At 62.7% G+C, this 13,258-nt stretch carries 9 protein-coding genes and 1 pseudogene; 5 read left to right on the top strand and 5 right to left on the bottom strand.

The genetic code is table 11. The features are described 5' to 3' along the window. Positions 1 to 139: 139 nt before the first annotated feature. Positions 140 to 1,099 (bottom strand): hypothetical protein, encoded by a 960-nt coding sequence (locus HWX00_RS27845; protein WP_059557524.1) that lies wholly within the window; start codon positions 1,097 to 1,099, stop codon positions 140 to 142. Between the two features lie 121 nt (positions 1,100 to 1,220). Between HWX00_RS27845 and HWX00_RS27840 the strand changes: the two genes are divergently transcribed. The 4 genes from HWX00_RS27840 to HWX00_RS27825 all read left to right on the top strand — a co-directional run bounded on the left by HWX00_RS27840 (position 1,221) and on the right by HWX00_RS27825 (position 8,253). Then, complete coding sequence (locus tag HWX00_RS27840; protein WP_034187513.1) at positions 1,221 to 2,066, top strand: M15 family metallopeptidase; 846 nt, start codon at positions 1,221 to 1,223, stop codon at positions 2,064 to 2,066. Between the two features lie 301 nt (positions 2,067 to 2,367). Then, positions 2,368 to 6,312 (top strand): type VI secretion system membrane subunit TssM, encoded by a 3,945-nt coding sequence (tssM, locus tag HWX00_RS27835; RefSeq protein WP_034187514.1) that lies wholly within the window; start codon positions 2,368 to 2,370, stop codon positions 6,310 to 6,312. Beyond that, a complete protein-coding gene (gene tagF, locus HWX00_RS27830; RefSeq protein WP_175027134.1) occupies positions 6,309 to 7,298 on the top strand; it encodes a type VI secretion system-associated protein TagF in 990 nt (329 codons plus the stop codon). The genes tssM and tagF overlap by 4 nt, the downstream gene beginning before the upstream one ends. A 4-nt stretch (positions 7,299 to 7,302) precedes the next feature. Next, positions 7,303 to 8,253, top strand: a complete 951-nt coding sequence (locus HWX00_RS27825; protein WP_124670902.1) for an OmpA family protein — start codon at positions 7,303 to 7,305, stop codon at positions 8,251 to 8,253. 81 nt (positions 8,254 to 8,334) lie between these two features. Here HWX00_RS27825 and HWX00_RS27820 read toward each other — a convergent pair whose 3' ends face one another. Together HWX00_RS27820 and HWX00_RS27815 are read right to left on the bottom strand one after the other, a co-directional pair. After that, positions 8,335 to 9,099, bottom strand: coding sequence for a hypothetical protein (locus HWX00_RS27820; protein WP_226194245.1), 765 nt, complete (start codon positions 9,097 to 9,099; stop codon positions 8,335 to 8,337). A gap of 173 nt (positions 9,100 to 9,272) precedes the next feature. Beyond that, entirely contained in the window at positions 9,273 to 10,181 is a 909-nt protein-coding gene (locus tag HWX00_RS27815; protein WP_069706001.1) for a DUF3304 domain-containing protein, read from the bottom strand. A gap of 4 nt (positions 10,182 to 10,185) precedes the next feature. Here HWX00_RS27815 and HWX00_RS27810 point away from each other — a divergent pair. After that, positions 10,186 to 10,407: pseudogene (locus tag HWX00_RS27810) on the top strand (hypothetical protein); the annotation flags it as partial. Positions 10,408 to 10,948: 541 nt separating this feature from the next. Here HWX00_RS27810 and HWX00_RS27805 read toward each other — a convergent pair. Together HWX00_RS27805 and HWX00_RS27800 are read right to left on the bottom strand one after the other, a co-directional pair. Beyond that, positions 10,949 to 11,722 (bottom strand): hypothetical protein, encoded by a 774-nt coding sequence (locus HWX00_RS27805; RefSeq protein ID WP_154233737.1) that lies wholly within the window; start codon positions 11,720 to 11,722, stop codon positions 10,949 to 10,951. 40 nt (positions 11,723 to 11,762) lie between these two features. Beyond that, on the bottom strand, positions 11,763 to 13,256 hold the full coding sequence (locus HWX00_RS27800; protein ID WP_175027133.1) for a hypothetical protein: 1,494 nt from the start codon (positions 13,254 to 13,256) through the stop codon (positions 11,763 to 11,765). Between the last annotated feature and the right edge of the window lie 2 nt (positions 13,257 to 13,258).

Below are 13,258 nucleotides of genomic sequence, written 5' to 3'. Positions count from 1 at the left end.
ATGGAGACGTATGCCCGACGGGCGTGACGCGCTCGTGACAGCATCAGGCCGCATCATACCGGCAGCTTGCTCGCCCCCAAAAGCAACGCGCCGCCCAACGGGCGGCGCGGACCAAGCGCGGCGGCAGGCGCAACGCGCGCTACTGCCGCGTCTCCGACTGTGCGGCGCTCGGGCACGCGGGGTCCTTGCCCCAGTGGCCGTCACACACACGCCAGCGGCACAGCTGATCTTCGAAGAAGCCGCGCTCCGAACATTCCTTCACGCGCGACGCGAGCGAGCCGGACGTCGCGGCCGTCTTGGTCGGCACGGCCTGGCCCTTCTGCGCGGCGAGCTTCTTGTCGGCCGGCTTCGTGCGCGCGACGAGCGCCGCGAGCAGGTCGGCATCCGGATCGTCCTTCCCGGCCGCCTTCGCGGTACGGGTCGCGGCCGCGTCGCGGCGCTTCTTCGCCTGCGCGAGCTCCGCCTCCTGTTCCTTGCGATGCTTGCGGGCCTCGGCCTTGGTGTCGGCCTTGCCGTGCGCCGCGACCTTCGTGCTCTTCGTGGCGTCGGCCTTCGCGGTCTTCGTCGTCGCGGCTGCTGCGGCCGTGGCGGCTGCAGCCGCGCCGGCCGTGGCTGCGCCCGATGCGTCGTCGGCGCCATTGGCCAGTGCGCGCGACAGGCGGCTGCCGTCGGCGGCGGACGCGGACGATGCGGAGGCAACGGCCTGGGATGCCGAATCGTCGTTGACGATCGTGGCCGGTTGCACGGCGGACGCGGCGGATGCGCCATTCTGCGCGACTTGCGCGACGGCGTTGCTGGCCGGTACGGCCTTGGCCGGCGCGGCGGCCGCGGGCTCGGCGGCGGCCGTCACGGCGGCGACCGGTTCGCCCGAGTGCTGCTGCATGCGCCACGCACCCCAGCCGCCGACGGCAACCACCAGTGCGACGACGGCGGCGATCGGCGCCTTCAGCGAACGGCGCGGGGGTTCGGCGGGCGGCGTGACACGTCCTTCCAGATTCGCGAGAATGCGCGACTGCTGAGGTCCTCCCTCGCCTGCCGGTTTAGTATCGGACAGCAGGCTGGGCGGAGTTTTCGAATTTGAATTTTCCGGCGCACTCATTCAGCGTCTCATTGAATCCTGGTTTAATTCACCGCGATAATATAGCCCGGCCTCTCGAAGCAGCCTGATTCTAAGAGCAAGCATTGCAAAACACAATCAATTCCAATTTCCGGGGATTTCCTTGATTGCCGTCGCACTCGTCGCCTATTTCGCCCTTGCCGTTGCGGTTGCGGCACTGTTGCTTTTACCGGGTATCCGCGCGACCGTTTTCGAATCCGTCGCCCAGTTTCACGGCCGTCTTACGCGCCGCGCGAACGATCGCGCCGCGCGCACGCGGAGTCAGATTGTTAAATCGGCAAGCGTTACGCGCGGCGCATTAAACGATGTGCAAAATTTACTGGTTCGACGGCGCTTGATGATTATGGTATCGGCAGGTATTCTTGCGACGCCGCCATTGGTCGCCATTGCTTTACGCGGCCGGCAATTGTTCCAGTATGACGACACGGCGCGCGTGCCCGACGAGAAGATCGCCGCGCTGCTGCAGGGCGAGCAGCTCGTACCGCCGCCGCCGCTGCCGCCGGAAGTCTTCGCCACCAAGGAAGTCGAGCAAATACGCCCGGCACTCAAGGATGCGAGCCGCGACTGGAACCTGCTGGACCCGGATTTCCGTACGCGTCTGCTGCTGGTCTACAAGATCATGCACGAACAGCACGGTTATGAGATGGCGCTGCTGGAAGGGTACCGAAGCCCGGAACGGCAGAACCGGCTGGCACAGATGGGCAGCAACGTGACCAACGCGGCGGCCTTCCAGAGTTATCACCAATTCGGGCTGGCGGCCGACAACGCATTCCTGCGCGACGGCAAGCTGGTCATTTCCGAGAAAGATCCCTGGGCGATGCGCGGCTACGAGTTGTACGGCCAGGTCGCCGAGCAAGTCGGCCTGACCTGGGGCGGCCGATGGAAAATGATGGATCTCGGGCACGTGGAATACCATAAACCCGGTTTTAAACTGGGACGCGGCAGCTAGCCAGGGCTGCCGGACAGGAAATAATGAGGGCGGCATGGGGCTTTTAAATATCCCGGCAGGAAACGATACGGGCGACGCAAAAAATCGGGCATTCCGGTGCGCGATTTTTTCCGGCCGCCGCTTCCGTTTTAAATCTCACAGCGTCCTTTCATTAATGCGCGCGCCTTCTCCGATGCCGCGGGCGCATTGATGCCAGCCCCCTTCATCCCGTTTGACAGCATGGCGACACATCGCGGCGCCACCCTTGCCGCTCGGCGCGCCTGCGTCGCCTCACCGAATCGCACCGGAACCTGAACGTCCTATGCAACGCATCCTCAACGTGCTGACTCATCCGCGTACGCTCTCGATTGTCGGGATCGTCGCGCTAGCGGCGATTCTCTTCATCGTCGCCGACATGCTGCAGCTGCCGCTCCTGTGGGCGGCGATCGCGTTCGCGGCGATCCTCGCGCTGTGGCTCGTCGTCGCGCTGTGGCGCCGCTGGCGCGTGAAGCGCGCGAACCAGCAGCTCGGCCAGGTGCTCGAGGAGCAGGCGGAAACCGGCAAGATCGCCGCGCCCGCCGCAGCCGCGCTCGCCCCCGATTCGAAGACCGCCGACCTCGACGTGCTGCGCACGCGCCTGTCGGATGCGGTGAAGACGATCAAGACGTCGAAGATCGGCCAGGTGTCGGGCGGCTCCGCGCTGTACGAACTGCCGTGGTACATCGTGATCGGCAACCCGGCCGCGGGCAAGAGCAGCGCCGTGCTCAACTCCGGCCTGCAATTCCCGTTCGCGGACAAGAACAGCGCCGTGATCCACGGCATCGGCGGCACGCGCAACTGCGACTGGTTCTTCACGACCGAAGGGATCCTGCTCGACACGGCCGGCCGCTATTCGGTGCACGAGGAAGACCGCAGCGAATGGCTCGGCTTCCTCGGCCTGCTCAAGCGCTATCGCCCGAAGGCGCCGATCAACGGCATCATCGTCACCGCGAGCATCGCCGAACTCACCGGCAACCGCCCCGAATTCGCGATCAACCTCGCGAAAAACCTCCGCCAGCGCGTTCAGGAGCTGACGGAAAAGCTGGAAGTGTTCGCGCCGGTCTACGTGATGTTCACGAAGGCCGACCTGATCACCGGCTTCACCGAATTCTTCAGCAGCAGCGACAAGCACGAGTACGACCGCGTGTGGGGCGCCACCCTGCCCTACGAGCCCGACGACAAGCGCGACGTGGTCGCGCAGTTCGATACGCACTTCGAGGAACTCTACGAAGGGCTGAAGGAGATCAGCGTCGCGCAGCTGTCGCTGTCGCGCGGCAACCAGCTGTCGCCGGGCCAGCTGAGCTTCCCGCTCGAATTCTCGACGATCAAGCCGTCGCTGCGCGCGTTCCTCGCGACGCTGTTCGAGAACAACCCGTTCCAGTACAAGCCGATCTTCCGCGGCTTCTACTTCACCAGCGCCCTGCAGGAAGGCGAAACCAACAGCGCGGCCGCGCAGCGCATCGCGCACCGCTTCGGCCTCGACGGAAACGCGCTGCCGAAGCCGCACAGCGCGTTCTCGAAGAACGGCTTCTTCCTGCGCGACCTGTTCTCGAAGGTGATCTTCGCCGACCGCCAGACGGTGCGCCAGTTCGCAAGCCCGACCAAGACGCGGCTGCGTTACGCCACCTTCTTCGGCTTCGTCGCGGCGCTCGCGCTCGCGCTCGGCGGCTGGACCTGGTCCACGATCGGCAACCAGCAACTCGTGTCGAACGTGCAGGCCGACCTCGACAACGTCACGCGCCTGCAACAGGGCCGCAACGACCTGCAGTCGCGCCTGCAGGCGATGGACATCCTCGAAGACCGGATCGAGCAGCTCGAGCAGTTCCGCCGCGACAAGCCGCTGTCCGTGTCGCTCGGCCTGTACCAGGGCGACCGTCTCGAGCAGCACCTGCTGACCGAGTACTACAACGGCGTGCGCCAGATCCTACTGGCTCCGGTGTCGCAGAACCTCGCGTCGTTCATGAAGGACGTGAACGCGCACCCCGAACAGCTCGTGCCGATGACGCGCCCGCCCGAATCGGGCGCCGTGCAGGGCGGCACGCTGCCGGTCTCGACCAACGCGGCAGGCGCCGCGCCGCAGGCCGGTGCCGCACTGGCCGCGTCCGGCCCCGCGCCGGCCGCCGCGCAACAGCCCGCCGCACCGCAGGGCGGCCTCTACAGCGACGCGTCGCCGACCAACGTGCAGGACGCGTACAACGCGCTGAAGACGTACCTGATGCTGTCCGACAAGCGCCACGTCGAGCAGGCGCACCTGACCGACCAGCTCGCCCGCTTCTGGCGCGGCTGGCTCGAGACGAATCGCGGCAACATGCCGCGCGACGAGATGATCAAGAGCGCCGAGCGCATGATCTCGTTCTACCTGTCCCGCGTGAACGACGACGACTGGCCGATGATCGACGCGAACCTCGCGCTCGTCGACCAGACCCGCGAGAACCTGCGCCGCGTCGTGCGCGGCATGCCGGCCCGCCAGCGCGTCTACGAGGAAATCAAGGCGCGCGCGTCGACCCGCTTCGCGCCGATGACCATCGCGCGCATCGTCGGCGACGGCAACCAGTCGCTCGTGGCGGGCAGCTACGCGATTCCGGGCACGTTCACGCGCGAAGCGTGGTTCGACTACGTGCAGCCGGCGATCCGCGACGCGGCGACCAAGGAGCTGCAGGCGAAGGACTGGGTGCTGAACACGTCGACGCAGGACGACCTGACGCTCGAGGGCAGCCCCGAGCAGATCCAGAAGACGCTCGTCGGCATGTACAAGACCGAGTACGCGCAGCACTGGCAGAAGTTCATGCAGGGCATCGCGGTGCAGGGCTTCAGCAGCTTCGGCCAGGCCGTCGACGGGATGAACCGCCTCGGCGACCCGCAGGATTCGCCGATCCGCAAGATCCTCGAGACCGCGTACGACCAGACGTCGTGGGACAACCCGTCGCTCGCGAACGTGGCCATCAAGAAGGCGCAGACGGGCGTGGTGAACTGGGTCAAGCAGCTGTTCACGCGCTCGCAGGCCGGCCAGGTGGCGGCGGCCAACATCGACATCAACGGCAATCCGGCCGAGGTGCCGATGGGTCCGATCGGCCAGGAGTTCATCGGGCTCGCGCGGATCGTCGCGACGCATGACGGCACGTCGATGCTCAAGGGCTACATGGATTCGCTGTCGAAGGTCCGTACCCGCTTCAACGTGATCAAGAACCAGGGCGACCCGGGCCCGGGCGCGCGCCAGCTGATGCAGCAGACGCTCGACGGCAACGGTTCGGAGCTCGCCGATTCGCTGAAGCTCGTCGACGAGCAGATGCTGACGGGCCTCACCGATTCGCAACGCAAGTCGCTGCGCCCGCTGCTCGTGCGGCCGCTGATGCAGGCGTTCGCGGTCGTGATCCAGCCGGCCAGCGCCGAAGTCAACAAGGTGTGGAACGCGCAGGTCTACCAGCCGTTCCAGAACTCGCTCGCGACGAAGTACCCGTTCGCGGCGAACGCCAAGGTCGAGGCCGGCGCCGGCGAGATCGCGCAGGTGTTCGGTCCGGACGGCTCGATCGCGAAGTTCGTCGGCACGACGCTCGGGCCGCTCGCGGTACGCCGCGGCGACACGCTCGCCGCCCGCACGTGGGGCGACATGGGCATCGGGCTCACGCCGGACTTCACGAACGGCTTCGCACGCTGGGTCGCACCGCTCGCGGGCGGCGCCGCCGGCAGCGCGGCCGCGTCGTCCGAGCCGCAGACCGTGTTCCAGATTCTGCCGCAGCCAAGCACGGGCACGACGGAATACACGATCGCGATCGACGGCCAGCAACTGCGCTACCGCAACACGCCGCCGCAGTGGACCAACTTCGTCTGGCCGAACCCGCAGGGCTCGCCGGGCGCGACGCTGTCCGCGACGACCTTCGACGGCCGCACGGTGCAGCTCGTCAACGAGCCGGGCCGCTACGGTCTCGAGAAGCTGATCAACTCGGCGCAGCGCAAGCGCCGCCCGGACGGCACCTTCGACCTGACGTGGGCGCAGGGCAGCGTGAACGTGTCGGTAACGATGCGCATCATCAGCACGTCTCAACCGTCCGGCGGCGGCGGTGACCAGCCGCAGCAGCAGAGCCTGCGCGGCCTGCAGCTGCCGTCGTCGGTCGCCGACGCGAGCGCGGGCGCGGCGCTGAACGCAACGCAGTCCGCCGGCACGGGCACGCCGGCCGCCGCGCCGGCCGTCGCGGCCGCCAACGCAACGCATGCACAGGGGGCGCAATGACGCAAACCGTCCAGGCGCAAATCGCCTACTTCGGCAAGATTCCGTCGCGCGGCGACTTCGTCAAGAGCGCACACAATCCGCAGCTGCTGCAGACGCTCGATCGCTGGATCGCGCAGGCGCTCGAGCTGCTTGCGGAAGATCCACGCTGGAAGATCGTCTACGAGGATGCGAAGCCGATGCATTTCGCATTCATCGGCTCGCGCAGCAAGCTCGCGATCGCGGGCCACATGGTGGCGAGCCACGACGTGTCGATGCGCCGCTTCCCGTTCCTCGGCGCGACCGCGCTCGAGGTCGACCAGCCGCTCGCGTTCCTCGCGCGCAGCCCGCTCGCGTTCGCGCGGCTGTGGTCGCGCGTGGCGGCGCAGATGCCGGCGCTGCTCGCGAAGGAGGAGCCGCCCGGCGCGCTGCAGGCGCTCGGCGACACGCAGGTGCCGATCGATGTCGGCGGCCCCGGTACGTCGCACGACGGTACCTTCAACGATTTCGTCGAACATCAGTCGCTGTACGGCCTGCAGCAGATGCTGCTCGAAAGCGGCCATCCGGTGCGGCTGCGCGGCGCGATGCTCGCGCTCGGCTCGCTGCTGCGGCCCGTGATGCAGAGCGGCTCGTCGCACATCGAGCGCGGGCTCACACTACCGCTGCCCGTGGATCCGTTCTACCGCAGCCTCGTCGCCGCGTTCTGGCTCGAACTCATCACGCCGTTCGTCGCGCAGGCCGACTTCGAGCTCGCGATCTTCATCGGCACGATCGCCGAACGCGAACGGCTGATCATCGGCTTCAACGGCGCGTCTTCCAAGACGCTGCTGAGCGTGGTCGACCCGCAGACCTACGCCGCCCACAACATCGACATCGACGATCCCGAGTGGATCGACGCCCATGCGCAAAACGATCAGCAGATCAGCAAGCTCGTCAGCTACCTCGACCAACCGCAACTCTCGCTGCGCGTCGCCATCGACGCGTTCCGCGAAGCGTTCATCGGAGGCTGACGGGATGCATCGCACGATTCACGCCCGGCGCGCCCGTCTTTCGGCCGCCCTCTCGCCCGCCCTCGCCGCCCTCTTCGCCGCCGGCCTCGTCGCGAGCGGCGCGGCCTTCGCGCAGAACACCGGCGCCACCGTCACGCCGGTCGGCAACGGCACGGTCGCGACGACCGCGCTGCCGTCGTCGAACCCGAGCGCCGGCACCGCGTCCGGCACGGTGGTGCGCGGCACGGCCGGCACGATCACGCCGCCGCCCGCGAACGCGGCGCCCGGCCAGGTCGTCGTCGGCGGCAAGGTGCCCGACGAGGCGACCAAGGCCGCCGTGCTGCAGAAGCTGCGCGATACCTACGGCACGACGAACGTCGTCGACCAGATCGAGGTCGGCGACGTCGCGACGCCGCCGAACTGGAGCGCCAACGTACAGAAGCTGCTCGGCACGCAACTCAAGCAGATCAGCAAGGGGCAGTTGAAGATCAACGGCACGCAGATCGAGATGAAGGGCGAGGTGCACAACGAGGCGCAGCGCCAGCAGCTCGCCAGCGACATGGCGAACACGCTGAACCCGACGTACACGATCAAGAACGGGTTGCGCGTGTCGGCGTCCGAGCAGGGCGTGCTCGACCAGACGCTCGCCAATCGCACGATCGAGTTCGAGACCGGCAGCGCGACGCTGACGCCGCAGGGCCGGCTGATCCTCGACCAGATGGCGGCCGCGCTCGCGAAGATGCAGAACCGCACGGTCGACATCATCGGCCACACCGACAACTCGGGGAACCGGACGTCGAACATCGCGCTGAGCCAGGCGCGCGCGGATGCGGTGAAGGGTTACCTGATCACGAAGAACATTCCGCCGCAGCAGATGACGACGACGGGCGTCGGGCCGGATCAGCCGATCGCGCCGAACGATACGGCCGACGGGCGGGCGAGGAATCGGCGGATCGAGTTCCGGGTGGGGCAGTAAGTTTGCGGGAGGCGGCTCGCGATGAGCCGCCCCGGTGTGGCGGGGTGTCGGCGATAGATAATTGCGCGCCGCTGAATGACGTCAATGCGTGGGCGGCGTCCGCTGGTAGCTTTTCGCCCATTGCTGGCTCTGCCTGCTCGCCTGCTCGACCCGTTCGGCGGTGAGATCGTCGCTCTTGCGCTGCTTATCTTCCTTCACGTAGTCGGTCTTTCCAAACACGTCCTTGTCCCGAGTCCTGAAGTACAGTGAAGGCGCGAGCACGTGATCTTGCCAACTCGTCAGCAACGTATCGTGGACGAGCATGTCGAACATCGCCATCACCTCCGCCGGAAGCGGGTTCTTCCCCGAATACCCCTGCTCCCAGGCCTTGACCAGCGCAACCTCGTCCTCGTTCAGTTCGACGTGGCGCGCAAACGCAGGCGCGAGGAACAGCGGCGTATAGGTCAGCTTGTTGTTGAACGACTGCATGAAGCGGCGCTGCTGTTGGGCCTCGTATTCCGGCCGCATCTTCTCCCACTTGCCGGTCATCTCCTTCGCCTCCTTGTCGAGGCGCTGCCAGACCGTCGTATAGTTGCTCGGCGGGACGTCACTCCACAGGTCGTTGTAACGCTTGTCCGCCGCCTGCTTCGCGAGCTTCAGCTTTTGAATTTCGGGCGAATCCATCCGCTGGCGGCCCATCATCGCCCAGTCGAGCTTTGCCTTGGCATCGCGCCGGTCGTAGTCGGCTTTTTCGACATCCTTGCGCCACTCGGTCGCCGGATCCGTCACTGAATGACGGAATTCCGGATCCTGATATCGCACGGCGATCCAGCGCAGGAATACCTCCGCATGCGGCAGAAAGTTCACGCCCTGCGTATCAGGGACGACCTTGCGGTACGAAGAACACGCCGATACGGATCGTTGCCCCGCACGGCAGACAATCTCCCTTCGGATAGTTGGCCGTCGCCATCCTGTCGACGGCCATTCGAACGCTCTGCGGCGTAGCATCGTCAGGATCGAGTCGAATGGCGTTTCGATCGTTAGCTCCTGCCATGGCTGTTCTCCTCACGTGGCGGCGGCAACAGCCCCGCCGGAATCGACGGCACCGCGACCGCCTGGAATCGGTTTCGCCCAAGCTCCTTCACAACCGAAGGCGACAGCGCGGCTACCGCCTTCGCGAATGCGCCCGGCTTGCCCTTGCTTGACTGAATGAGTTTCTGCGCCTCCTGGTGCGCGTCGAACCGAGGATTCACCAGAAGCGCGTAATACGCGTATTGCTCGAGGTCGCTGCGATCGGTGAAGCGGTACTTGATCCAGGCTTCCGCAACGGTTCTCGCAATCCGGCGGTGCAACTGGGCGTCGTTGTCCTTGTACTTTTCGTCGAGCCGTTTGCCGTACCGTTTCGTCAGGTCACGCGACACGTCGACGATCGGCAATCGCGTACTGCCCAGCATCTCGCCGGGAAATGCCAGTTCGACATGACGATCGGGATAGAAGTGAACTTCGAGAATGCGTGAGCCGATCGAGTCCGGCTCCCTCGTCGGCGGCAATGAAACGTCCGTCTCCGCCTGTTGTTTCTTCACCTGCTCGCCCGGCCGCCAGTCGTCCGCATCGTAATACGTCCACTGAACCTTGAAATCGGTGCCCTTCAGCAAATAGCAGCAGGCGATGCTGCCCTCCCCTGCCCCAGGTTCGAGATCACCGCCGCCGCGTGCCTTGTTGCCGAACTGGTCGGTGATCGTGAACCGAACGAGGTTGTACGGCAGGTAGTTCAGCGCCTCGGTCGAAATGCTGGTGTAGGTCGGATCCGACTTGCTGCACGCCGCCATGGACACGAACAGCAAGCCTGCCGCAGCGACTCGCAGCGCAGCGGAGAACCGTCCGCGAACGGCGTGTGTACCGCGAAGGCCTGGAACAATCGCGGGGAATTCCGGTGCAGTGTATTGCATGACCAAACGCAGGGACGACACGGATCTCGCTATTGAAGGCGTGCCGATTCAGATTAAGTTTGTCGGATTGCTCTATGCAGTTTCATCCATCATGTCGGAGGAAGCCGGCGAGCTGATAGGAATGGTGCCTTATCTGGGTATGCTCAAAACCAACTTCAAGGATCGCCCTCTCGCCATCCCGGCCAGTGTACAGCGCTGCGTTCATTTCGCCGCAGCGCAAGATCTCATCCCGGGATCGGGCAGCGGGTTGCGGGGGGCTTGGGGGCGGCCACCACCTTGTGAGGGCGACCTCGGCACGCCGCTCACCATGCGCTACGGCGCGTTCCCACGCAAACGGACAACGCCCGGCGACTGCTCGAAATCCTGGATCGACATTTCGAGCTGCGACGGCGGTCCATCCGCCACACCCAGTGAATATGCGGCGGGCACGGAATCGCATCGGCGGTTCGTGATTCGGATATGACGACTGGTTGCGGATCACACTTGGTCGCATCCGCCCATGTTATGCAGCTGATCGCCGTAGCGCGGAGCCCGAGAATCGGGCATTCACTGATCGGACGCCTGTTTCAAGTAATCCAGAAGAGTCATCGTTCGTTGCTCCGTCAGCGGCGATCGTCAACGGCGGCGAATCGACCAGAAACAGTGGCGTTCCGAGCACATACGCGCACACGATGAGGACCGCACCGGCGACCAGATTCTCTCCGAGAATTGCGTGGTATCACGCGGATATGAAATTTCGCTTCAAACCGCCGCGAGCATCAGGCTATTCATGAACTCAGAATAACTTTCTTCCCGGTTTTTCGTTCAAGCCTCAATGGCAAATAAACTCGAAAAAAAATCGATCGCACGTAGGCATTTCCAATGATCCAGATCGACATCGGGAACCCAACGAGCGACAAAACAACACCCAGCACATGAGGACCAATGTTCTCACCAAAAACATGGTTAGCACTCAACCCAAATGCCGCAGCAAAAGGCATCGAATAACCAACCACTGAAAGCAAGGATCCTTTCAACGGATTCCGCGAAGTCAATTGGTCAATATAGCCACCCAGCGAATTACGGAAGACCAATTTCCCACCACTTTCATAATAAATTGTATTCACAACCGATTCGCTTTTAGCGGCGCGACGAAAATCCAACAAAACCTTGAACGAGTGCCACCCAATAATAGCAAAGCATACAGCGATCACGGAAACCTTCAAAATTCCAGGCATCGGAACATATGATATATAGAATAACCAAAACAATGCGATCATCAACCACGGCCCCAGGTAAAACAGCGAAACAACACCCTCAACCCAGAGCCTTCGAGGCTGCCGATTCATAACATAATGAACAAACAAAACAATCGATATGCAAAACTGAACAACCACTATCGATTTCCACAACAAATCCGCCATCACACCCAACTTGGAAAATACGTAATATATGGCGGCCACAAGCAAACCAATAGCCAACTCTATCGCAGCCAGCTTTCCATGAAAATCTATCGGCGAACCGTCATCGACTGGGTGGCCATCAACATTTGCTTCCATCATCGTCAGATAAAAATCCTCAAAAATTACCGGAAGTGAATCCTCAGGGAAGCATCATCCACTGCGACCCTGAATAATAGTCACCATAATCCTTCGGCAGCTTTTCTTCGAGTGCCTTACCGGCCCTCCGCACCATGCCATCGATTTCATCCACGATAGCCTTCGGATTGTGAAATAGCAATTTCACGAATTTCTTCCCACTGGCATCGAACAAATAATCAACAAGCAAACCAACACCCAAAATCAGGACAAATCCACCTATCGCCAGAGCACCTACAGTCACTCCGGTCGCTGCAGCCATGGCAACTATGCCAGCGTTGGCCAAGCTTATTGCAGCACCAACCAATGCCGCCTTGAATGCATCCACCAACAATATTGCGATTAAATCCCTGAAATCCTGATTTGAATCCGAAAACCAGACGATCGTGTCTATACCCGCCCCAATAAAGAATGCGACCAGTGCATTCCCGGAAAAGGATCCCTTGGCTGCATTCCACGCCGCCGCTCCTGCGGATGACAATGATCCAGCCCCTCCGGCTATCGTTGCCAGCTTGGTACCGGGCTGCACTTCCCGCGCATAGCCAACCAATAAAAATCCCAGAGTTTTCCAATCTTCCGGGACGGTGGAGAATGCAAGTACCGTTTCACCGCCACGCTTGATTAAAAAAAATGATCTTTTAAAAAAATCCCTTGCCCAAGGCTCATTTCCATACCAAGCATCCCTGATATACGCACCGATATTTCCGACCTGCATCAGAAGCCAGTTCCTCGATATGACATCGTGAGGATTAGGCTTGAATTCGTAAGGTTTGTCACCCTCTTTGAAGAATCTCAGCACCCAATTTGGCTCCTCCACACCGGCATTCCGCTTTACGGAAAACATGTGAACGGAGTATTTTATTTCCCGCCCGTCCGCGGAAACATTTAATGCCTCCCCCGAGAAAACATTGGGCGCACCCGCCATCGTTTTTTTAGATTGGAACGGGCTATTACTCATCAGGCCGGATAAATCACCTTTGGATTGCGCTTGGCGGGCCCGATCCAGAGCGGACATCAAGGACGGTGCCGCAGCAGCTTTTCCCAGGACTCCAGCATCCGAAATCCGGATCAGGTCCTTCGCCCACTCCTTATCGTTGTGGAGCACAATCAGAACCGGCGCTGGTTTATCCTTCGGATCATCCGTACAGCCCTTTGTGCAGTCCATTTTGGCAATCGGATAGTGCCCAAGCACCTTCTCGCCCTGCTTGAGAATCAGACTCCCCTCGAAAGTACGGCCGATCCAGATGTGGCACGGCTCCCCATCTTTGAACGTCGTCTTGCCGACATTCATCTTCCGCTTCGTGTCATAAAAGCGCCCGTTCGGTTGATCGGGGTGCGTCGTGGTGACGGTATAGGTCGCGCCGGCCTGAAGCTGGATATCGAATACCACATCCCGATGCTTGCGTAACAGCACCGTCAATTCCGTCTCGGCCGCGCACTTGACCGGCTCCCCCGGCAGATCAATACAGACGTTATGTTGAACAAGTGGCTTGCCCATTT

It is taken from the genome of Burkholderia seminalis DSM 23518 (assembly GCF_902832885.1).
GTDB classification, from domain to species: domain Bacteria; phylum Pseudomonadota; class Gammaproteobacteria; order Burkholderiales; family Burkholderiaceae; genus Burkholderia; species Burkholderia seminalis.
Note: the sequence above shows the minus strand (reverse complement) of the source record. Positions and strands in the feature narration are given on the sequence as shown.

Coding starts and splice junctions, on each gene's coding strand:
- HWX00_RS27845 (WP_059557524.1), bottom strand. CDS start 1,099: ATGAGTGCGCCGGAAAATTCAAATTCGAAAACTCCGCCCAGCCTGCTG.
- tssM (WP_034187514.1), top strand. CDS start 2,368: ATGCAACGCATCCTCAACGTGCTGACTCATCCGCGTACGCTCTCGATT.
- tagF (WP_175027134.1), top strand. CDS start 6,309: ATGACGCAAACCGTCCAGGCGCAAATCGCCTACTTCGGCAAGATTCCG.
- HWX00_RS27825 (WP_124670902.1), top strand. CDS start 7,303: ATGCATCGCACGATTCACGCCCGGCGCGCCCGTCTTTCGGCCGCCCTC.
- HWX00_RS27815 (WP_069706001.1), bottom strand. CDS start 10,181: ATGCAATACACTGCACCGGAATTCCCCGCGATTGTTCCAGGCCTTCGC.
- HWX00_RS27805 (WP_154233737.1), bottom strand. CDS start 11,722: ATGATGGAAGCAAATGTTGATGGCCACCCAGTCGATGACGGTTCGCCG.
- HWX00_RS27800 (WP_175027133.1), bottom strand. CDS start 13,256: ATGGGCAAGCCACTTGTTCAACATAACGTCTGTATTGATCTGCCGGGG.